Below are 21,283 nucleotides of genomic sequence, written 5' to 3' on the forward strand. Positions count from 1 at the left end.
GTGCAGGGCTCGCAAGTCGTCGGGGCTGCGGGCCAATTTCAGGTGACCGCTGCGCTGGTACTCCCCGTCGATGCCGATCAACTGCGGCAACTGGCTCCAGATTTCATGGGCCCGTTGCGACAACGGCAGTTGTGACAACGGTCGACCCTGGCGCCGCACGCCGCCGTAGTTGACGCCGCTGGAGTGCGAACCGCAGAAGTCTCGCTCCAGCAATGCCACCCGGCGTCCGGCTTTGCTCAGGAACAGCGCGGCCGAGGCGCCGACGATACCGCCGCCAATGATCACGACATCCACTTCGATCATGGTTCGACCTCCAGGCCAAACGGTACGGGTTTGACCGGTGCCTGTGCCCGCATCCGGCCGATTTCGCCGACCGGACGCCCGCTCTCGCTGGCAATGATTTCCGCCGCTGCCGCACCGCACATTCTCCCTTGGCAACGCCCCATGCCGACCCGGCAATGGGCCTTGACCCGGTTGATTTCCCAATGGCCTTCACCCACTACCTGGCGGATCTCGCCTGCGCTGACTTCTTCGCAGCGGCAGATCATCAGGTCGTCAGCGGCGTGGGCGGCCCAATCCGTGGGAAAGACAAAGGCGTGCTCCAGGCCCTGTCGGAAACGGCCGATGCGTTTCAGGGATTGTTCCAGTTGGGCGCAACGCTGCGGGTCGACCAGGTAGCCGAGGTCTTCGAGCAAGGCCAGGGCCGCACGTTCGCCGGCGATTTCCGCGGCGTCGGCACCCATGATTCCGGCCCCGTCGCCTGCCAGGTAGATCCCCGGCACGCTGCTGCGACCGGCAGGGTCACGCTGCGGCAGCCAGGCACGGTTTAGGGGGCTCCAGGAAAATTCGCAGCCCAGCAGGTCAGCCAGTTGGGTTTCGCTGCGCAAGCCGTGGGCGAAGGCCACCGCGTCGCAGTCGAGCGATTGCAAGCCTTTTGCATTGCGCCACTGCAATGACTGGACGCGTCGTTCTCCGTCGATACGCGACAGGCTCGCACCCTGATGCACAGCGATGCCGTGGCTGCTCAGCCAGGCGCGATAGTAGAGCCCCTTGGCCAGTGTGGCCGGTTGAGCCAGCAGGCCGGGCAGGGCGCGGGCCTGGGTGCTCAAGGGCGAGCTGTCGAGTACCGCGACCACCTTGGCGCCGGCCTTGGCGTATTGATAAGCCACCAGATAAAGCAAAGGGCCGCTGCCGGCGAACACCACCCGTTCGCCGATGGCGCAACCCTGGAACTTCAGGGCGATCTGCGCCGCGCCCAGGCTGTACACACCTGGCAGAGTCCATCCCGGAGCGGGAAGGATTCGGTCAGTGGCGCCCGTTGCGACGATCACGCTGGCGTACTCCAGGCGCGCGGCGCGGCCTTCATGCAAGGTATCCAGCAGGCCCGACTCGGCGTTCCACACCAGTGTGTCTGGCCGGTAATCGAGCTGTTCGCGCAACGCGTCGAAGGTTTGGTGCAGGGCGCTGGCTTTGTGCGCCTCAAAGCCATACAGCTTGGCCGGCGAGCGCTTGAAGTTGGCCGGTTGTTGCCGATAGATCTGTCCGCCACCGCGTGCGGCTTCATCCAGCAGGACGGGGTATACGCCGTGGGCGACCAAGGTCTGGGCGGCGCGGATACCCGCCGGCCCGGCCCCGATGATGACTACCGGTTTCATAGCCACCTCGCAGGCGATGCTGTGGGATTTATGCTGCTATCGCCGCCGCCATCGCGAGCAGGTTCGCTGCCACAGGGGGACGGTGGTGATGCTTGCTGCAAGTCCCTTGGGGCAGCGAGTCTGTTCGCGATGGGGCCATTCCAGACGGCATTGTTCATGGCTGGCGCCCCGGTTCGCGGGTGATCTGCTGGCCGGCTTCAAGTAGCGTCGAGCAGGCGCGCACGCGGCGGCCGTCGCCCAGCCGGACCCAGCAATCCTGGCAGGCGCCCATCAGGCAGAAACCGGCCCGGGGCTCGGCGCTGAAGTCGCTGCCGCGCAAGTGTTCACTGCAGGTCAGCACAGCGGTAAGCAGGGTATCGCCCAGCAGACCGATGGCCGGTTTGCCGTCGAGGATAAAGTCCAATGCCGGGCGGTCGCCTTCGGCCAGTCGTTTCAACAGAGCCATGGCGCCCTCATTGTTTGCCCACCAGAACTCGATCCAGGCCATAGACCCGGTCGAGCAGAATCATGGTCAGCGCCGTGAGCGCGATGACCAGCGCCGACACCGCCGCCATCATCGGGTCGATGGATTCGGTGGCGTAGACATACATGCGCACCGGCAGGGTTTGCGTGGCCGGTGAAGTGACGAAGATCGACAAGGTGACCTCGTCGAAGCTGTTGATGAACGCCAGCAACCAGCCTCCTGCTACCCCGGGCAGGATCATCGGCAAGGTGATTTGCCGAAACAGCGTGAAGCGCCCGGCCCCTAGCGATTGCGCGGCCTGCTCGGCGCTGCGGTCCAGGCCGATGGCCGAGGCCAGCACCAGACGCAGTACATACGGTGTAATCACCAGCACATGGGCGAAGATCAGCCAGGTGAAGCTGCCGTTCACGCCCATCAGCGCAAACAGCCGCAGCAACGCCACACCCAGTACCAGGTGTGGAATGATGATCGGCGACAGGAACAGGCCATTGAAAAAATCCCGGCCAGGGAATTCGAGTCGTGTGATCGCCAGCGCCGCCGGCACCGCGATCAACGTCGCCAACGACGCCGCACTGAATGCCAGGATCAGGCTGTTGTAGAACGCATCGATAAAGTCGGCGCGTTCGAACACCGCACGGAACCAGCGCAGGGAAAACGCCGTGGTCGGCAGGCTCAGGGTATTTTCCGGGGTGAAGGCAACAAGACAGACCACCACCAGCGGCGCCATCATGAACACCACCACCAGGGCATGAAACAACAGGGCGAAAGGACCGTTCCTGGACATGACGAGTTACCCCAATGACTTCTTGTAGCGGCCTTCGATCATGCGGTTCCACGACAGCATGATCAGCAGGTTGAGCAGCAGCAGCGCGACGGCAATGGCCGCGCCCATCGGCCAGTTCAGCTCCGACAGGTACTGGTCGTAGATCAGCGTGGCGACCATTTTCAGGCGGCGCCCACCGAGCAGGCCGGGAATGGCGAAGGAACTGGCGGCGAGGCCGAACACGATGAGGGTGCCGGACAAGACGCCGGGCATGATCTGCGGCAGCACGACCTTGCGCATCACCGTCAACTGGCTCGCGCCCAAGGACAGCGCGGCCTGTTCGGCGGCCGGATCGAGCTTTTGCAGCGAGGTCCAGACCGGGATGATCATGAATGGCAGCATCACATGCACCAGGGCGATGACCACGGCAAACGGCGTATAGAGCAGCTTCATCGGTGAGCCGCCCAAAGCTTGCAGCGTCTGGTTGACCAGCCCGTCGGCACCCAGCAGCAGGCTCCAGCCGAAGGCCCGCACCACCACCGAAATCAGCAGCGGCGTGAGAATCAGAATGAGGAAGATCGAGCGCCACGGCGCGCCCATGCGGCTGAGGATATAAGCCTCGGGCACGCCGATCAGCACGCACAAAATAGTGGTGAGTGCGCTGATCCAGAATGTGCGCAAGAAAATCTCGTAATAGTACGGGTCGCTCAGCAGGCTGGCGTAGTGGTCGAGGGTGTAGGCGTCCCCGTCGATGCCCGTGCCGTAGTCGAAGACATTGAACGACAGCACCAACGTCAGCCCCAAGGGAATGACCAGCAGACCCAGGTACCAGGCCAGGGCGGGCGCGGACATCAGATAGCCTTGCCTTCCCCGGCGCATTGCATCGATCAGCTTCATGCCGGCACCTCGTCCACGCTCAGCACCCGCAGCAGCGCCGGATCCCAGTCAAGACCTACCGCCGTGCCTTCGGTCATCGGCGCGCAGCCGTCGTTGCGGCGCACCACGCTGAGCTCGCCCAGGTTGGTCGAGACGCCGTACAGCCATTGGCTGCCGAGAAAGAAGCGGCTGACGATGACGCCTTGCAACCGACCCGAGCCGGCTTGGCACAGATCGATTTTCTCTGGACGCAGGCTCAAGACCAGTGGGCCGTGGCCCTGGCTGCAAGCTTGAACATTGCCCTGGCCGTCGCGCTCGCCGGGCAGCAGGTTGGCTTTACCGACGAAGCCGGAAATGAATTCGGTGCGCGGGTGTTCGTAGAGGGTGTACGGCGCGTCGATCTGAGTGATTCGCCCGGCCTGCATCACCACGACTCGGTCACTGATGGACAGTGCTTCGGATTGGTCGTGGGTCACCATCAATGTGGTGATGCCGACTTCCCGCTGAATGCGGCGGATTTCGTACTGCATCTCCTCGCGCAGGTTGGCGTCGAGATTGGACAGCGGTTCGTCGAGCAGCAGCACTGGTGGTTCGATCACCAGCGCCCGGGCCAGTGCCACGCGCTGGCGCTGGCCGCCCGAGAGTTCCCGCGGGTAGCGCTCGGCGTGCTGGTCCAGACGCACCAGCTTCAGCACCCGATCCACCCGTTGTTGCAGCTCGGCGCCGGGCACTTTGCGCATGCGCAGGCCGAAAGCGACGTTGTCCTTGACGGTCATGTGGGGGAACAGCGCATAGCTTTGGAACACGACGCCCAGGCCCCGACTGGCGGGCTTGGCATGGGTGATATCGCGACCGTCCAGCAGGATGCGCCCACTGCTGACTTCGACGAAGCCGGCGATCATTTGCAAAGTGGTGGTTTTGCCGCAGCCGGAGGGGCCCAGCAGCGAGACGAATTCGCCTTTTTCCACCGAGAGATGGGTGTCCACCACGGCATCGATGGCGCCGTAACGTTTGCCAAGTCCTTCAAGTTGCACAAAAGCCATGATTGCGCTCCACCTGAGATTGTTATGCGTCGCCACAAGGCGCGCTTTTTTGTATGGGCAGATACGAAGGGATGCTGCGGGGTGCGTTGGCGCTCGACGTCAAGTCGGCTGCCGCTGTTGTTCGAATCGCCCCTGTATGGACGCAGAGTAGGACGAAGAATAGGATGGGCTCAATGGACTATTTCACTGAGACGATGACTATTTTCATTTTCCTTCAGTGAGTAAATTTAACCAGCGAGAAACTTCATGTCTGATTCCACTGATCGGAATATCGAAAAAAACGAAGTCGGGGTCGGCGCGGTCTCTCGACTGTTTGCCGTGTTGCGCAGCCTGGGTGACACCGTCGAGGGCGGGGAGCGGGTCACGCAACTGGCTCAGCGCATCGGTCTGTCTCAACCCACCACACATCGCATGCTGCGCAGCCTGATGGACGAGGGCATGGTCGAGCAGGATGCGCGCAGCAAACGCTATCGCCTGAGCCTGGACTTTTTTGCCTTGGCCGCGCGTGCCGGGAACACCGGCAACCTGCGTGAGTTGACGCGCCCTGCCATGCTGCGGCTGTCGGCGTCCCTGGGGGATTCGTTGTTTCTGCTGGCGCGCAGTGGTTTCGATGCGATCTGTCTGGACCGCAGTGAAGGTCCTTTCCCGATCCGCACATTCACCGGCGACATAGGCGGTCGCGTGGCGTTGGGCGTGGGGCAGGGCAGCCTGGCGATCCTGGCATTCCTGCCGGAAGAAGAGCGCGACACAGTGATCCAGTACAACCTGCCACGGCTCAAGGATTTTCATTTGTACGATGAAGTCTTCCTGCGCACGGAAGTGGAGAGCGTGCGTGCGCTGGGTTACGCCGGACGCAACACCGGGGTGTTGCAAGGCATGGCCGGGGTGGCTGTGCCAATCCTGGACCGGGAGGGCCGCGCCGTGGCGGCGTTGAGCGTGGCGACCGTGAGTGATCGACTGGGGCCCGACCGGCTGCCGACGGTGGTGGAAATGCTCAAGCGCGAGGCCGCCCTGATCGGACCGCGAGTCAACCCGTTCGACCCGCTGCTGCGCAGACCTTCGCAGGTGTTTGGGCAGGGTTGAATTTCACGGGCATCCCCGACCTCTGTGGGAGCGGGCTGCAGCGCTCAGAAATTCAGGGTTTGCTTGAGCTTTTGCGCCGCTGGCGTATCACTGGGTATGACCATCGCATAGTTGTATCCCGGTCCGGACCAATACTCGGCTTGCAACTCGCCGTCACGACGGCTGCCGCGCGGTAGCAGGAAATTTTTCGGGCCTGGTGGACGCACGTAGAAGCTGATCTTCTGGCCGCTCGGGTCCTGATAAACCACCATCGCCGCCGCGCCTTGCTCGGTGCTCAGCAATCGCCCGCTGACCGGCTTGAATCCTGCCGCCGACAGATCTGGCAGGCGGTCGGCCCGGGTGAAGTAACGGTCGAGCCAGCCTTGCATGGTGCTCTCATCGCCGCCTTGGTAATCGGCCGGCAGGATGCCTTGCTGGGCAAACAATCGATACGCCTGCAAGGCGTCGCTCATGGGCAGCATAGCGCTGACGAGCGTCATCTCCCGGGCCTTCCAGCCGCTCAAACCGCCGACACTGACGGCCAACACCAACACTGCCGCGCTGGCCAGATGGCGATGGAACCGATGTTTCAGGCGTTGGCGGATCGCTGTCGGGTCGAGGTCCGGATTAGGCGCGTGTTGCAGGCCTGCGTTCAGGGCCGCGCGCAAGTGTTGTGCGTCCTGTTGCCAGGCCTGGACCCGGGCGGCGACTTCCGGGTGATTGGCCAGGTAGTTTTCCATCAGACGCTGGTCGGCTTCGCTCAGTTGACGATCGACGAAGGCGTGCAAGTCGTTGTCGCTGGGGGGCATGCTGATCATTTGAGTATCCGCAGGGCAGGGCGGGTGATTTCGCCGTCGCTGAGTTGGCGCAGGGCCTGGCGGGCGCGGGATAGGCGCGACATCACGGTGCCGGTCGGCACGTCGAGGATGTCGGCCACTTGTTGGTAGCTCAAGCCTTCCACCGACACCCACAGCAACAGCGCACGTTGTTCGGTCGTCAGTCGATCGAAAGCCTCGAGGGACGATTGGGCGATCACGCTGCGCTCGGCTGAAGGGTGAGCATCATCGCGACCGGTGAAAAATTCCAGCATGCGTGCATAGCGTCGGGAACGACGATGGCTATCGAGAAACTGTCGATAAAGAATCGAAAACAGCCAGGCCCGAAGGTCACCATCGGCCCGTTTGTCATTCCATTTTGACAATGCCCGCTCCAGGCACGCTTGCACCAGGTCGTCAGCATTGCTGGGGTTGCGCGTCAACGACACGGCAAAACGCCGTAGTCGGGGGATGAGCGTGCGCAACTGTTCGTCGAGTTCGTTCATGGCTGTGCTTCTTTGGCAGTCACTGCGCCGGGAGTGGAAAGACGACTCGCGAACGAGATTATTCCAGCCTGGGAAAAATAAATACGAAGTGTGGGAATAAAACCCTCTGGCTTTCGTCTGACGGGTCCTTTAGTACAAACGGCCTTGGGCCTTGGAGCTTCGTCATGGTTGACCCTTCCTTTGAACCGAGCCGGCCGCCGTTGAGTGCCGCCAGCCTGGCGCTGCGCCTTACCGGCATTGCTGTGATTGTTGCCGCGTTGGCCGGGACATTTGCCTACGTCAACGGAACCCTTGACCCACAACGCCTGACACCGAATGCGCTGGTCAACGTGCTGGAAAAGAACAACGGTGTGCACCCGGGCTTTCGTCGCAATCACTCCAAAGGGGTTTGCGTTGCGGGCTATTTCCAAAGCAGCGGTGAGGCTCGCCCCTATTCCAGTGCCCAAGTCTTCCTGGAGGCGCGCACGCCGGTCGTCGGGCGGTTTGCCTTGCCCAGCGGCAACCCCTACGCGCCGGACAACAGCGTGCCGATCCGCAGCCTGGCGCTGCGCTTCACCCAAGCCAACGGGCAGCAGTGGCGTACCGGCATGAACAGCATGCCGGTGTTTCCGGTGGGCACGCCCGAAGCGTTCTATCAGTTGCAACAGGCACAATCGCCGGATCCGGCCACGGGCAAACCCAACCCTGCGGCCGTACCCGCCTTCTTTGCCGCGCACCCGGAAGCCAAACCGTTCCTGCAATGGATCAAGACGGCCAGGCCATCGGCCAGCTATGCCACCGAAACCTACAACGGCATCAATGCGTTCTATCTGGTCAATCCTGCGGGACAACGCCAGGCGGTGCGGTGGGGCGTGGTGCCAGTGGCTTCGGATGGCACGGGCGTGACGCCACCCCAGGGCGCTGACTTTCTGGAACAGGATCTGGTCAAGCGCCTGGCTGCGGGGCCGTTGCGCTGGCAGCTGAATATCACGTTGGCCAATCCGGGCGATCCGGTGAACGATGCCAGCAAAGCCTGGCCCGAAGATCGAACGGTGCTCAACGCCGGTACGCTGGTGCTGGAGCGCACCCAGTCACAGGACGACGGCGAATGCCGCGACATCAACTATGACCCGCTGATTCTGCCGAGCGGCATCGAAGGTTCAGATGACCCGCTTTTGGCGGCGCGCTCTGCCGCGTATGCCAGTTCGTACTTGCGGCGCACCAGCGAAGTCAGTCAATTGCCCGCCAACCAGGAGTCCCGCCCATGAGCGCCCCTCGACACTTCGCACCGCTGGCTCGACTGCTGCACTGGTTGATGGCATTGATGGTCATTGCCATGCTCTTTATCGGCGCGGGCATGGTGGCCTCGGTGTCCGAGCGCCATGAATGGCTGCTTCAGTTGCACAAACCCTTGGGCATCGCGATTTTGCTGCTGGTGATCGTACGCCTGGTGGTGCGTTTTACGACACGCCAACCACCATTGCCGGCCGATCTGCCAGGCTGGCAGGCGTTGGCGGCCAAGGCGTCCCATGCTCTGTTGTATGCCTTGATGTTGATTCTGCCCCTGTTGGGCTGGGGCATGATTTCAGCGGCGGGAGACCCGGTGATGCTCAGCAGCTCCCTGCAATTGCCTTCCATCGTACCGGCGGATGCCCAGACTTTCGCACTGTTGCGCAAGGCCCACGGCTACCTGGCTTATCTATTGTTCCTGACCGTGCTGGTGCATCTGGCGGCGGCACTGTTTCATGGTTGGGTGCGTCGGGATGAGGTGTTGGACAGTATGTTGCGAGGACGGGATTGAAGTCCCCGCTACCTGTCGACAACCGATAACTTGTGGCGAGGGAATGAATCCCTCGCCACCGAGTGCCCACCACGGGGAGAGCGTTGGATGATGGAGCGTTAGCGCAGCTCGTCGACCATGTCCGCTATGGTGCTCAATACATCCTTGCCCAGTTGCATCGAACGCTTGCCGGACCAGCCGGTGCGAGGATCCGGGTGGTCGTCATGATCCTTGAACGGCATCTCCAGGGTCAGGGACAGGCAGTCGTATTTCTGGCCGACCGCGTTACAAGCCAGGGTCATGTTGGCCAGGCCCGGTGCGTCGCGGGTGTAGCCGTGAGCGGTCTGAAAGTCTTTGGTCTGGTGCTTGAGATCGCTGCGAAAGCGCTCTTCGAGTTCGGCAATGCGTGGCGTGTAGCCGGGGTTGCCTTCGCAACCGGCAGTGAAGACGTGAGGGATTTCCTCGTCACCGTGAACGTCCAGGAACAAATCTACGCCGTATTTTTCCATTTGCTGCTGTACGAAAAATACCTCAGGACTGATTTCCGGACTGGCGTTCTGCCAAGCGCGGTTGAGATCCTGCCCCATGGCATTGGTACGCAGATGGCCGTGGAAGGCACCGTCAGGATTCATGTTGGGCACCAGATACAGATCGGCCTTGGCAAGCAGTCGGTTCAAGCGCGTGTCGTCCTGATGCTGCAGGCGTTCGATCACGCCCTCCATGAACCACTCGGCCATGTGCTCGCCGGGATGCTGCTGGGCGATGATCCAGACTTTGCGTCGACCTTCGGCACCGCTGCCCTTGCGCAGTAGTTGAATGTCGCGGCCTTCCACGCTTTTGCCGACGGCCAGCAGTTCGGTCCCGGCCTTGTGCAGAGCCTGCTCGATCAACCAGTCGTGACGACCACGGCTGTAGGGTTCGAAATAGGCAAACCAGGCATGGGACTGTTCGGCTTCCAGGTGAAAGCGCAGGGCGTCGCCTTCGAACTGTGTGGGAATACGGAACCAGTTGACGTGATCATAAGAGGCAACGGCCTGGTAACCCGTCCATGCCTTGTTGTAGGACGATTGACTGGCATTGAGCAAACGAAAGGAATATTCCTGGCCGACATGCAAGCCACTGGCCTTGAAGTGGAACCACTGGAAGTGGGCGCTACGGGTGTCGGGTCTGATCTTCAGCAGTGATTGCAAAGGATTGCTGATGTCGACGATCTCGATGTTACCGCTGTCGAAATTGGCGCTGATATCAAAGGAAGATTTAGCCACGGTCACGATTCCTGTGATGGATTTTATGACCGTTACTTTACACGCAAGGAGGAGGATGTCGGGACGATTTGCGTGACAGAAAAGAGGGGGCGTCCTCCCTGGACGCTATTGGAGCTTAGTGAGTCCGCGATTGATTCTCAAGTGCTGCCTGTCGATAGTTTTCGTCGGGATGGCGTGGAGTGCTTGAAAAGGGATATTCATTTGCTATCATCGCCGCCATCGAATGAGCGACACCCAAAAGACTTCATTAGCCTGAAGCCATAAGCCGAAAAATCGGCAAAAAAAGACCCGGCAAAAAGCCGGGTCAAAAACCGTGATTAGCCTGATGAGGAGATATTCCAGAAGTCCGACCTAAGGTCTTCTGGCCTATCGACTGATCTCGCGACCAGCTGATGCAATAATAATCATTATCATTTGCAAGTCAAATGTTTTTATCCTGCCTATTGGAAAATATTTTCCTGGTCCCGCATTCGCGGTGCCATTCCCAAGTGTTACGCCTGGCGAGTAGGGTAGCCATCCAGTGACCGGTCAAGCATCACCTTGACCAGATCAATCATATGCACCACTGAAAAAGCCAGGTCGCGGCTCGACCCTTGTAGTCGGCTGGCGGATTCCTGGGCTGTGGCGGCCGCACAGCGCAGCAGGTCGCAAGCATGAACCAAGGCCTCTTCTGCGCTGATGTTGCGGTTTACGTCGAAGAAGCGATGTTCTGCAGGCGCTTCCGACATACCCGGTTTCAAGTAGTAGTCCAGAGCGCGTTGGGCCGCCGGGCAGTCCTTCAGCGAGGTGAGTGTACTGTCGAAAGGGCGGGTGGGCTCATCGTTGTTGAGTCTGTCCATGGTGTCTAGATTCTCCGTGTAGGGGCTGAAATCCTGAATCCAGAATAGTACCTATCGTAATTGTGACGATAATTTAAATACTACATTTTGTGTTTTGATGGTCGGAGCCAGCCAAGTATCGTGCCGCTCATGGATAAATGGATAGAGTTGGTCAAGGCCAAGATGAAGGAGCTGCGCATCACGCAAGTGGTGCTCGCAGAACGTTTGGGAATGTCCCAGGGCGGCGTCGGCCATTGGCTGACCAAGCGCCGGCAACCCAGTGTCGACGACATGAACCGGGTCCTGCGGGAGCTGGGGCTGGAGTTTCTGGAAGTGGCGATGGTGATCCGCGAGCCGGACACCTCCACCGAGGAAGGCATGGCCCTGGCTCAGAAGTACAATCCGTACTTCCGCTACCCGGTAAGTGATTGGAGCGAGGTAGGCGGGATTCGCGAAGGCGATCTGGCGTCCTACAGCCAGGCGCGCTATGAGCTGACGGACTATCACGCTCAGGGGGACGCATTCTGGCTCGTGGTGGTGGGAGATGCGATGACGTCACCCAGCGGGTTGAGCATTCCCGAGGGTATGTCGATCCTGGTGGACCCGGCCATTGACGCGGTGCCAGGCAAACTGGTGGTTGCCCAATTGCCTGACAGCAGTGACGCCACCTTTCGCAAGTTGATTGAAGAGAGCGGGCAGCCTTACCTGGTCCCGCTCAATCCCACCTACCCGAAAACCCTGTACACCGAGCAATGCCGCATCATCGGTGTGGTCGTGCAGGCCACCATCAGGTTCTGACTGGATCGGCCCGTGGGAGCGGGCCGATACTTACTCTTCGAACTCCACCAACGCGCAGCCCTCGCTGACCATTTCACCTTCCTGGCAATACAGTGCCTTGATCACACCGGCTTGGGGCGCGCGAATGCTGTGCTCCATTTTCATCGCCTCCAATACCACCAGTTGCGCCCCGGCTTCCACCGTCTGTCCGGCGCTCACCAGCACCCGAACGATACTGCCGTTCATGGGGGCGGTCAGGCCGCCTTGGTGGCTGTGGCTGGCTTCGGCGGCGGCCAGCGGGTCGTACACGTCGACTCGGTGCAGGTCACCTTCCCATTGCAGATACAGGCTGTCGCCCTGGCGAATGGCGCGATGCCTGCGCCGCAGGCCATTGTGCTCGGTCACCAGTTGCTCACCCCGGAATTCTGTACGACCAGCCGTGACGTCCAGGGTCAATGCTCGATCCTGGCCCTCACAGCTAAGGTGCACAGTGGTCTGTCTTGGCAGCCCCAGACGCAGTCCGGCGGTGTTGGCCCAAGGTGAGTTGGCGTCATCGGACCGTGCATGCGGCGTCAGACTCAAGGCGAAGCCATGGGCCGCCGCGAGCCAGAAGTCGTCATCCAATTCGCCGGGCTCTGGCAATAGTTGCGTCTGGTAACGTGGGATAAATCCAGTGTCCAGCTCCGCCGCCGCAAAGGCGGGGTGGGCCACGATGCGTCGTAGAAATCCGATGTTGGTTTTCAGCCCGCCGATGGCAAACTCATCGAGCATGCTCAAAAGCCGCAACCGCGCCTGTTCACGATCCTCGCCCCAGGCAATCAGCTTGCCGAGCATCGGGTCGTAGAACGGTGAAATCTCATCGCCTTCCTCCACGCCGCTGTCGACCCGACGACCCGGTGCCGCACTCGACTCGCGATACAACGCCAGGCGCCCGGTAGCCGGCAGGAAGTCGTTGGCCGGGTCTTCGGCGTACAGGCGCACTTCGATAGCGTGGCCCAACAGGGGCACTTGCTCCTGTGTCATGGGAAGCCGCTCGCCACGTGCCACGCGAATCTGCCATGCCACCAGATCGAGGCCGGTAATGGCTTCGGTGACCGGGTGTTCGACTTGCAGGCGCGTGTTCATCTCCATGAAGAAGAACTCACCGCGTGCATCCAGCAAAAACTCCACGGTACCGGCACCGACATAACCGATGGCTTGAGCCGAGCGCACGGCGGCTTCACCCATGGCACGCCGCAGTTGTGGGGTGAGGCCGGGGGCAGGGGCTTCTTCCACCACTTTCTGATGCCGACGCTGGATCGAGCAATCACGCTCATTGAGGTACAGACAGTTGCCGTGCTGATCGGCAAAGATCTGGATTTCCACGTGCCGTGGCTTGAGCAGATATTTTTCCACCAGCATCCGCGAATCGCCAAACGACGATTGCGCTTCACGCTGGGCCGAAGCCAGGGCTTCGGCCAGTTGGCTGACGTCCTCGACCACTTTCATGCCTTTGCCGCCGCCACCGGCAGTGGCCTTGAGCAGTACCGGATAGCCAATGCGTTCGCAGGCGTCGCGGAAGGTCTCCAGGTCCTGGGCTTCGCCGTGATAACCGGGCACCAGAGGCACACCGGCGGTTTCCATGAGGGCTTTGGCGGCGGACTTGCTGCCCATGGCATCAATGGCCGAGGCGGGCGGGCCGAGGAAGATCAAGCCGGCGTTTTCGATGGCCCGGGCGAACCCGGCATTTTCCGAAAGAAAACCATACCCGGGATGGATGGCCTGGGCGCCGCTGGTCTTGGCCGCGTCGATCAGTTTGTCGATTTGCAAATAGCTGTCAGCGGCCTTGCTACCGCCCAGGTCAACGCGGATATCGGCTTCACGGCTGTGACGGGCATCGCGGTCGGTGGCGCTGTGGACGGCCACTGTGGTCAGCCCCATGGCCTTGGCGGTGCGCATCACGCGACAAGCGATTTCACCACGGTTGGCCACCAGCAACGTGGTGAGGATGGGGGCGCTCATCAACGCGGCTCCTTGTTGTTCGATTCGGCCTGCCAGCTGGGCGAGCGCTTTTGCAGGAACGCTCGTAAACCTTCCTGGCCTTGCGCACTGACGCGGATGCGGGCGATGGCGTTTTCGGTGTAGCGCCGCAATGCAGGTGTGAGGGCGCCGTTGCCGACTTCACGCAACAGTTCTTTGCTGGCGCGCATGGCCGCCGGACTGTTGAGCAACAGGTTGTCGACCCATTGTTCGACCTGCTGGTCCAGTGTTTCGGCCGGGTAGCTTTCCGACAGCAGACCGATTTCTTTTGCCCGTTGTCCGTCGAAGCGTTCCGCGGTCAGGGCGTAACGCCGCGCGGCCCGCTCTCCGATAGCTTGCACCACGAACGGGCTGATCACCGCCGGCGCCAGGCCAATGCGTACTTCCGACAGACAGAACTGCGCTTGATCAGCGCCAATGGCCATGTCGCAGGCGCTGATCAGCCCCAGCGCACCGCCAAACGCTGCGCCCTGGACCACCGCCACGGTAGGAATTTTCAACTTGGCGAGGTTGTACATCAGCTCCGCCAGTTCCCGGGCGTCGTCCAGGTTGGTGTGGTAATCGAGTTCGGCCGACTGCTGCATCCAGGCCAGGTCGGCACCGGCGCTGAAGTGTTTACCGCGACCACGGATCAGCAGAAAACGCAGGTTCGGATCACTGCTGACATGGTCCAGGGCAAGGATCAGCTCGCGGATCATTTCGGCGTTGAACGCGTTGTTTTTCTGCTCACGGCTGAGCCACAAGGTCGCAAAGCCGCGGGGGTCGCTGAGCAGTTCGAGGGTGTTGAAGTTATCCATGTGCATTCCCCGTTTACATCCGGAACACGCCGAAGCGGCTCGGTTCGATGGGCGCGTTCAATGACGCGGACAAGGCCAGGCCCAGTACATCGCGGGTCTGGGCCGGGTCGATGACCCCGTCGTCCCACAGCCTCGCGCTGGAATAGTAGGGGTGGCCCTGCTCTTCGTACTGATCGAGAATCGGTTGTTTGATTTCAGCTTCTTGGGCGGCGCTGAACGGATGGCCGCTACGTTCGGCCTGTTCGCGCTTGACCTGCACCAGTACGCCGGCGGCCTGTTCGGCACCCATCACGCCAATCCGCGCATTCGGCCACATCCACAGGAACCGTGGGTCGTAGGCGCGGCCGCACATGCCATAGTTGCCGGCACCAAAGCTACCGCCGATGATGACCGTGAATTTCGGCACCTTGGCGCAGGCCACCGCCGTCACCAGCTTCGCGCCGTGCTTGGCGATGCCGCCGGCTTCGTATTTTTGCCCGACCATGAACCCCGTGATGTTTTGCAGGAACAGCAGCGGGATACCGCGTTGACAGGCCAGCTCGATAAAGTGCGCGCCTTTTTGCGCGGCTTCGGCGAAGAGGATGCCATTGTTGGCGAGAATCGCGATCGGGTAGCCGTGCAAGTGAGCAAAACCGCAGACCAGCGTCGTCCCGAACAGCGCCTTGAACTCATCGAACACCGAACCGTCCACCAGCCGCGCAATCACTTCACGCACGTCAAACGGCTGCTTGGCGTCCGCCGAAACCACGCCGTACAGCTCGTCGCTCGAATACAGCGGGGCGATGGGGGCACGTTGCTGCACTTCGCCGAGCTTGTGCCAGTTGAGGTTGGCAATGCTGCGGCGGGCAATGGCCAGAGCGTGTTCATCGCTGTCGGCGTAGTGATCGGCGACGCCGGAGATCTTGCAGTGCACATCGGCACCGCCCAGGTCTTCAGCACTGACCACCTCTCCGGTGGCCGCTTTCACCAGCGGTGGGCCGGCCAGGAAGATCGTGGCTTGCTGGCGAACCATGATCGCTTCGTCGGCCATCGCCGGCACATAGGCGCCACCGGCGGTGCAGGAGCCCATGACCACGGCAATTTGTGGAATGCCCATGGCGCTCATGTTCGCCTGATTGAAGAAGATCCGCCCGAAGTGCTCACGGTCGGGAAACACTTCGTCCTGGCGCGGCAGGTTGGCGCCGCCGGAGTCCACCAGGTATATGCACGGCAAACGGTTCTGTTGAGCGATGGTCTGCGCGCGCAGGTGCTTTTTCACGGTCAGCGGGTAATACGAACCACCTTTTACGGTGGCATCGTTGGCGACAATCATGCACTCGACGCCTTCCACCCGGCCGATCCCGGCAATCACGCCAGCGGCCGGCACGTCTTCGCCATACACCTCGTAAGCTGCCAATTGGCTGATCTCGAGAAACGGCGAACCCGGATCGAGCAAGCGATTGATGCGCTCACGGGGCAGCAGTTTGCCCCGCGAGGTGTGGCGCTCCTGCGCCTTGGGGCCGCCACCTTGTTGAACCTGAGCGAGCAGGGTGTGCAAAGCGTCGACCTGTTTGAGCATCGCCTCGCGGTTGGCAATAAATTCCGCTGAGCGCGGATTGAGCTGGGTATGCAGCGTGGCCATGGACAGCTCCGTTTAGCGGGTTTCGTTGAACAGTTCACGACCGATCAACATCCGGCGAATCTCACTGGTACCAGCACCGATTTCGTACAGCTTGGCGTCACGCAGCAGGCGACCGGCGGGGAATTCATTGATGTAGCCGTTACCCCCCAGAATCTGGATCGCGTCGAGGGCCATCTGCGTGGCGCGTTCGGCGCTGTAGAGGATGACCCCGGCGGCGTCCTTGCGGGTGGTTTCGCCGCGCTCGCAGGCTTGGGCCACGGCATAGAGATAGGCTCGGCTGGCGTTGAGCTGGGTGTACATGTCCGCGACTTTGCCCTGGATCAACTGGAATTCGCCGATGCTCTGGCCGAACTGCTTGCGGTCGTGGATGTACGGCACGATCAGGTCCATGCAGGCCTGCATGATCCCGGTAGGGCCGCCCGACAGCACGACACGCTCGTAATCGAGGCCGCTCATCAACACTTTCACGCCGCCGTTGAGCACCCCGAGGATGTTTTCTTCCGGGACTTCGACGTCATCGAAAAACAACTCGCAGGTGTTGGAGCCGCGCATGCCGAGCTTGTCGAATTTGTTGCTGCGACTGAAGCCTTTCCAGTCGCGCTCGACGATGAAAGCAGTAATACCGTGGGGGCCTTTTTCCAGGTCAGTCTTGGCGTAGATCACGTAGGTGTTGGCGTCGGGACCGTTGGTGATCCAGGTCTTGCTACCGTTGAGCACGTAGTGGTCGCCGCGCTTGTCGGCCCGCAACTTCATCGACACCACGTCAGAGCCGGCGTTGGGTTCGCTCATGGCCAGTGCGCCGATGTGTTCGCCGCTGATCAGCTTGGGCAGGTACTTGGTTTTCTGTTCGTGATTGCCGTTGCGGTTGATCTGGTTGACGCAGAGGTTGGAGTGGGCGCCGTAGGAGAGGGCGACCGAGGCCGAGCCGCGGCTGATTTCTTCCATTGTCACCACGTGGGCCAGATAACCCAGGCCAGCGCCGCCATATTCTTCCGGGACGGTGATGCCCAGCAGGCCCATGTCGCCGAATTTGCGCCACATGTCGGCAGGGAACAGGTTGTCGATGTCTATCTGGGCGGCCCGTGGCGCTAGCTCGGCTTTGACGAAGGCCTGCACCTGATCACGGAGCATGTCGATGGTTTCGCCGAGGGCAAAGTTCAGGGATGGGTAGCTCATGGGACACCTTTTGGCTTTTTTGTCGGGTGTGGAGAGGGGGGATTGGCTCTCACCTTTACGTTAACGTAAGCCTGTGACGAATGGCTGTCAATCACCCTTTACGTTAACGTCAACTTACGCCAAAGTAAGTGCGCTTGAGTCAGCAGGTTCACCGATACACCCACTAATAAAGACAAGAGGGGTCATCATGGATCAACCCGGTTCGCAATCGCAGCTCAGCTACACCCGCGGCTCCCAGGACAAGACTCTGCTGGCGCACACCATCGGCGAGGCCTTTGATCAGACTGTGGCCCGGTATCCCGATGGCGAGGCGTTGGTGGTTCGCCATCAATCGCTGCGTTATACCTGGCGCCAACTGGCCGAAGCCGTCGACTTGCATGCCCGAGCCCTGTTGGCGCTGGGCTTGAAAGCCGGCGACCGTCTTGGCGTGTGGGCCCCCAACTGTGCTCAGTGGTGCATCAGCCAGTTCGCCAGTGCGAAGATCGGTGTCATTCTGGTCAACATCAACCCGGCGTATCGCAGTTCCGAACTCGAATACGTGCTCAAGCAGTCAGGTTGCCAATGGCTGGTCTGCGCCGCAGCGTTCAAAACTTCGGATTATCACGCCATGGTGCAAGCGCTCGCGCCTGAACTGGCGGAGCAATCGATAGGCCAGTTGCACAGCGAGCGTCTGCCGCTGCTACGAGGCGTGATCAGTCTGGACGCCCAACCACCGTCAGGCTTTTTACCCTGGTCACAACTGGCAGCCCTTGGCGCTGCGGTTTTGCCTGAACAACTGGTCGAGCGCCAGGCCAGCCTGCATCATGATGACCCGGTGAATATCCAGTACACCTCCGGCACCACCGGGTTCCCCAAGGGCGCGACCCTCAGCCATCACAACATCCTCAACAATGGTTACATGGTCGGCGAAAGCCTGGGTCTGACGGCGAGCGACCGGCTGGTGATCCCGGTACCGCTCTACCATTGTTTCGGCATGGTCATGGGCAATCTGGGCTGCATGACCCACGGCAGCACCATGATCTACCCCAACGACGCCTTCGATCCGTTGCTGACCCTGCGTACCGTGGCCGAAGAAAAAGCCACGGCGCTGTATGGCGTGCCCACCATGTTCATCGCCATGCTGGACCAGCCGCAACGAGGCGATTTTGATTTGTCCAGCCTGCGCACCGGGATCATGGCCGGGGCCACTTGCCCTATTGAGGTGATGCGCCGGGTCATCAACGAGATGCACATGGCCGAAGTGCAGATTGCCTACGGCATGACGGAAACCAGTCCTGTGTCGTTGCAGACCGGTCCTTCAGACGAACTGGAATTGCGCGTGACCACCGTTGGCCGTACCCAGCCGCAGTTGGAGAGCAAGATCGTCGACGAGGCCGGCAATATCGTTGCCCGTGGCACCATCGGCGAGTTGTGTACCCGTGGCTACAGCGTGATGCTCGGCTACTGGGACAACCCCAGCGGCACTGCTGACGCCATCGATCAGGACGGCTGGATGCACACCGGCGACCTGGCGACCATGAACGAACAGGGTTATGTCTGCATCGTCGGACGCAACAAGGACATGATCATCCGAGGCGGTGAGAACATTTACCCGCGTGAGCTGGAAGAATTTTTCTTCACCCACCCCGCAGTGGCTGATGTGCAAGTGATCGGCATTCCGTGCTCGCGCTACGGTGAAGAAATCGTCGCCTGGATCAAGTTCCATCCCGGCCACAGCGCCACCGAGCAAGCGTTGCAGGCCTGGTGCAAAGAGCGCATTGCCCACTTCAAGACGCCACGTCATTTCAAGTTCGTCGAGGAGTTCCCGATGACCGTGACCGGCAAGATCCAGAAGTTCCGCATGCGCGAAATCAGCATTGAAGAACTGCGCGAAAAGGAAAGCTGAGAAAAATCCCCTGTGGGAGCGGGCTTGCTCGCGAATGCGGTGTGTCAACCAAGGTGATATGGCTGACACATCGGCGCGGAAAACCCAAATCCCAGATAGCACAAAGGGGAGCCGAAGCTCCCCTTTAATTTTGTCGTTACGTGCTCTTTTTTTATTATTGAGGGGCGGCCTGTTGTTGTTTTTAGTAGCCGTGACCCTTTACCGCTGTTTTGGTGATCCCCATCCGGGATCAAGAGCAAACGTATTTTTTGAGCGCTGACCTGCTTTTTCGCTTCGCGATCCAACCGATTCGGGGGCTACCTGAAGGTAGTTTTATTGTTCTCTGCCCGGTTGCGGGTTGCTCCTGAAAGCACCCTGAAAAGCCCATCTTCTCCAAAAAAATCTGTTAGCTGCGCCTCTGTCGTGTTGTTTTTGTTATGTCAGAGTCGTTTCGTCTTGTTTTTATTGGGTGTATCGCATTTTTTATTTTTGTTATGCCAAAGGTATAGCAGGGTGCGTGCCAACTTTTATGAATGCTTTATAAATCAATGACTTGGGCTTTTTGTCGGAAATATCCGCCCGTCCAGACCTGACAAATTGTTTCCGTGTTACTCGTTTCGTAGCTGTTACACCGGGAGCGGTAACACCTCACTGTGCGGCGCGCGCCTTGGCTACCCGCGAACCGGTAGGGCGACCCAGTACGTCACAGATCTGCCGGCCGGCAGCCATCAGTGCGTCCAGGTCGACGCCAGTTTCAATGCCCAGGCCATTGAGCAGGTACAACACGTCTTCGGTGGCAACGTTACCGCTGGCGCCCTTGGCATACGGGCAACCGCCCAGGCCTGCGACAGAACTGTCGAACACGGCGATGCCTTCCAGCAGACTGGCGTAGACGTTGGCCATGGCTTGGCCGTAGGTATCGTGGAAGTGCCCGGCGAGCTTGTCCCTGGGCACTTCAGCCGAAACCACCTCGAACATCTTGCGTGTGGCGCCAGCGGTGCCGGTGCCGATGGTGTCCCCCAAGGACACCTCGTAGCAGCCCATTGCGTACAGTTCGCGGGCGACCCACGCCACTTGTTCGGGCTTGACTGCGCCTTCGTACGGGCAGCCCAGCACGCAGGAGACGTAACCGCGCACGCTGACACCGTTCTGCCGGGCGGCTTCCATGATCGGCGCAAAGCGCTCAAGGCTTTCCTTGATGGAACAGTTGATGTTGCGCTGGGAGAATGCTTCGGACGCGGCGGCGAACACGGCGACCTCTTCCACGCCGGCTGCCAGCGCGTCTTCAAAACCCCGCAGGTTCGGCGCCAGGGCGCCATAGGTGACGCCGGGTTTGCGCTGTATCTGCGCGAACACCTCGGCGGAGCCGGCCATTTGCGGCACCCACTTGGGCGAGACAAAACTGCCGACTTCGATATAACCCAGGCCGGCGGCGCTCAGGGCATCCACCAAGTGCACCTTGTGGGCGACACTGATGGGTTGTGCTTCATTCTGCAGGCCGTCGCGAGGGCCAACTTCAATCAGGCGTACAAAGGAGGGAAGGGACATGGGGATTGACCTGTAGTGGGCTGCCAGTATCAAGAGGATGACGATGATTACTGCACGGTTTCCTGACCTTTGATCGTCTGCTCCAGGGCCTGGATGCAGCGTTCTTCGGCGGTGTCGAGTTCCAGCTTCATCTGTTCGATGTCCAGCAGTTGCTGTTCGAGCTGTTCCCGACGTTCGGTGATCTTCGCCAGCATGCTGTGCAGTTGTTTCTGATTGCCGCTGGTGGGGTCGTAGAGTTCGATCAGTTCACGGCACTCGGCCAGGGAAAAACCGATGCGCTTGCCCCGCAGGATCAGCTTCAGGCTGACCTTGTCCCGAGGCGAATAAATGCGTTCCTGGCCACGTCGCTCCGGGCTCAGCAGGCCTTGCTCTTCATAGAAGCGGATGGCCCGGGTGGTGATATCCAGTTCGCGGGCGAGGTCGGAGATGCTGTAGGTCTGGCTGCTCATGGAAGCG

The 21,283-nt window shown here is 60.7% G+C and carries 21 protein-coding genes; 5 read left to right on the forward strand and 16 right to left on the reverse strand.

Features of this window, described 5'->3' with window-relative positions:
- From GSM73_RS26625 to GSM73_RS00910, 6 genes are all read right to left on the reverse strand, one after another.
- Positions 1-303 (reverse strand): FAD-dependent oxidoreductase (locus GSM73_RS26625; protein ID WP_256676626.1); only part of this gene is annotated, 303 nt, incomplete at its 3' end.
- Positions 300-1,655: an NAD(P)/FAD-dependent oxidoreductase gene (locus GSM73_RS00890; protein ID WP_160891348.1), complete on the reverse strand. Its 1,356-nt coding sequence runs from the start codon at positions 1,653-1,655 to the stop codon at positions 300-302. The genes GSM73_RS26625 and GSM73_RS00890, both read right to left, overlap by 4 nt.
- A 154-nt stretch (positions 1,656-1,809) precedes the next feature.
- Positions 1,810-2,100, reverse strand: coding sequence for a (2Fe-2S)-binding protein (locus GSM73_RS00895; protein WP_047228483.1), 291 nt, complete (start codon positions 2,098-2,100; stop codon positions 1,810-1,812).
- A gap of 7 nt (positions 2,101-2,107) precedes the next feature.
- Positions 2,108-2,902, reverse strand: coding sequence for an ABC transporter permease (locus tag GSM73_RS00900; protein ID WP_047228482.1), 795 nt, complete (start codon positions 2,900-2,902; stop codon positions 2,108-2,110).
- Positions 2,903-2,908: 6 nt separating this feature from the next.
- A complete protein-coding gene (locus tag GSM73_RS00905; RefSeq protein WP_139049602.1) occupies positions 2,909-3,778 on the reverse strand; it encodes an ABC transporter permease in 870 nt (289 codons plus the stop codon).
- The gene (locus GSM73_RS00910; RefSeq protein ID WP_107322282.1) at positions 3,775-4,800 is read right to left on the reverse strand and encodes an ABC transporter ATP-binding protein; all 1,026 of its coding nucleotides are present in this window, start codon (positions 4,798-4,800) and stop codon (positions 3,775-3,777) included. The genes GSM73_RS00905 and GSM73_RS00910 overlap by 4 nt, the downstream gene beginning before the upstream one ends.
- Before the next feature lie 246 nt (positions 4,801-5,046).
- Between GSM73_RS00910 and GSM73_RS00915 the strand changes: the two genes are divergently transcribed.
- Complete coding sequence (locus GSM73_RS00915) at positions 5,047-5,883, forward strand: IclR family transcriptional regulator (RefSeq protein WP_107322284.1); 837 nt, start codon at positions 5,047-5,049, stop codon at positions 5,881-5,883.
- 44 nt (positions 5,884-5,927) lie between these two features.
- On the opposite strand, the gene GSM73_RS00920 is transcribed toward GSM73_RS00915, so the two are convergent.
- The gene (locus tag GSM73_RS00920) at positions 5,928-6,680 is read right to left on the reverse strand and encodes an anti-sigma factor (protein WP_047228478.1); all 753 of its coding nucleotides are present in this window, start codon (positions 6,678-6,680) and stop codon (positions 5,928-5,930) included.
- Positions 6,677-7,183 (reverse strand): sigma-70 family RNA polymerase sigma factor, encoded by a 507-nt coding sequence (locus GSM73_RS00925; protein ID WP_047228477.1) that lies wholly within the window; start codon positions 7,181-7,183, stop codon positions 6,677-6,679. Before GSM73_RS00925 ends, GSM73_RS00920 begins: the two co-directional genes overlap by 4 nt.
- 164 nt (positions 7,184-7,347) lie before the next feature.
- On the opposite strand from GSM73_RS00925, the gene GSM73_RS00930 reads away from it, so the two are divergent.
- Together GSM73_RS00930 and GSM73_RS00935 are read left to right on the forward strand one after the other, a co-directional pair.
- A complete protein-coding gene (locus GSM73_RS00930; protein ID WP_160891350.1) occupies positions 7,348-8,430 on the forward strand; it encodes a catalase family peroxidase in 1,083 nt (360 codons plus the stop codon).
- Positions 8,427-8,963: a cytochrome b gene (locus GSM73_RS00935; RefSeq protein ID WP_047228475.1), complete on the forward strand. Its 537-nt coding sequence runs from the start codon at positions 8,427-8,429 to the stop codon at positions 8,961-8,963. Before GSM73_RS00930 ends, GSM73_RS00935 begins: the two co-directional genes overlap by 4 nt.
- 98 nt (positions 8,964-9,061) lie before the next feature.
- Here the strand turns inward: GSM73_RS00935 and GSM73_RS00940 are convergent, their stop codons facing one another.
- Both GSM73_RS00940 and GSM73_RS00945 read right to left on the reverse strand, forming a co-directional pair.
- Positions 9,062-10,213 carry a M14-type cytosolic carboxypeptidase gene (locus GSM73_RS00940; RefSeq protein ID WP_047228474.1) on the reverse strand — a complete coding sequence of 384 codons (1,152 nt, stop codon included), beginning with the start codon at positions 10,211-10,213 and terminating at the stop codon, positions 9,062-9,064.
- A 485-nt stretch (positions 10,214-10,698) separates the two neighbouring features.
- The gene (locus GSM73_RS00945; protein ID WP_160891352.1) at positions 10,699-11,046 is read right to left on the reverse strand and encodes a DUF6124 family protein; all 348 of its coding nucleotides are present in this window, start codon (positions 11,044-11,046) and stop codon (positions 10,699-10,701) included.
- Between the two features lie 129 nt (positions 11,047-11,175).
- Between GSM73_RS00945 and GSM73_RS00950 the strand changes: the two genes are divergently transcribed.
- Positions 11,176-11,823 (forward strand): LexA family transcriptional regulator, encoded by a 648-nt coding sequence (locus tag GSM73_RS00950; protein ID WP_047228472.1) that lies wholly within the window; start codon positions 11,176-11,178, stop codon positions 11,821-11,823.
- Between the two features lie 30 nt (positions 11,824-11,853).
- On the opposite strand, the gene GSM73_RS00955 is transcribed toward GSM73_RS00950, so the two are convergent.
- From GSM73_RS00955 to GSM73_RS00970, 4 genes are read right to left on the reverse strand one after another with little or no spacing between them, the layout of a single operon-like run.
- Positions 11,854-13,803 carry an acetyl/propionyl/methylcrotonyl-CoA carboxylase subunit alpha gene (locus GSM73_RS00955; protein WP_076383980.1) on the reverse strand — a complete coding sequence of 650 codons (1,950 nt, stop codon included), beginning with the start codon at positions 13,801-13,803 and terminating at the stop codon, positions 11,854-11,856.
- Positions 13,803-14,618, reverse strand: coding sequence for a gamma-carboxygeranoyl-CoA hydratase (locus tag GSM73_RS00960; protein ID WP_047228470.1), 816 nt, complete (start codon positions 14,616-14,618; stop codon positions 13,803-13,805). Before GSM73_RS00960 ends, GSM73_RS00955 begins: the two co-directional genes overlap by 1 nt.
- A 13-nt stretch (positions 14,619-14,631) precedes the next feature.
- Entirely contained in the window at positions 14,632-16,239 is a 1,608-nt protein-coding gene (locus GSM73_RS00965; RefSeq protein ID WP_076383981.1) for a carboxyl transferase domain-containing protein, read from the reverse strand.
- Positions 16,240-16,251: 12 nt separating this feature from the next.
- On the reverse strand, positions 16,252-17,415 hold the full coding sequence (locus GSM73_RS00970; RefSeq protein ID WP_047228468.1) for an isovaleryl-CoA dehydrogenase: 1,164 nt from the start codon (positions 17,413-17,415) through the stop codon (positions 16,252-16,254).
- A 187-nt stretch (positions 17,416-17,602) separates the two neighbouring features.
- Between GSM73_RS00970 and GSM73_RS00975 the strand changes: the two genes are divergently transcribed.
- Entirely contained in the window at positions 17,603-19,300 is a 1,698-nt protein-coding gene (locus GSM73_RS00975) for an AMP-binding protein (RefSeq protein WP_076383982.1), read from the forward strand.
- Positions 19,301-19,927: 627 nt separating this feature from the next.
- Here GSM73_RS00975 and GSM73_RS00980 read toward each other — a convergent pair.
- Together GSM73_RS00980 and GSM73_RS00985 are read right to left on the reverse strand one after the other, a co-directional pair.
- Positions 19,928-20,827 (reverse strand): hydroxymethylglutaryl-CoA lyase, encoded by a 900-nt coding sequence (locus tag GSM73_RS00980; protein WP_160891354.1) that lies wholly within the window; start codon positions 20,825-20,827, stop codon positions 19,928-19,930.
- Between the two features lie 47 nt (positions 20,828-20,874).
- Positions 20,875-21,276: a MerR family DNA-binding transcriptional regulator gene (locus GSM73_RS00985; protein WP_047228465.1), complete on the reverse strand. Its 402-nt coding sequence runs from the start codon at positions 21,274-21,276 to the stop codon at positions 20,875-20,877.
- Positions 21,277-21,283: the final 7 nt, after the last annotated feature.

The organism is Pseudomonas sp. PICF6 (genome assembly GCF_009831705.1).
GTDB classification, from domain to species: Bacteria; Pseudomonadota; Gammaproteobacteria; order Pseudomonadales; family Pseudomonadaceae; genus Aquipseudomonas; species Aquipseudomonas rhizophila.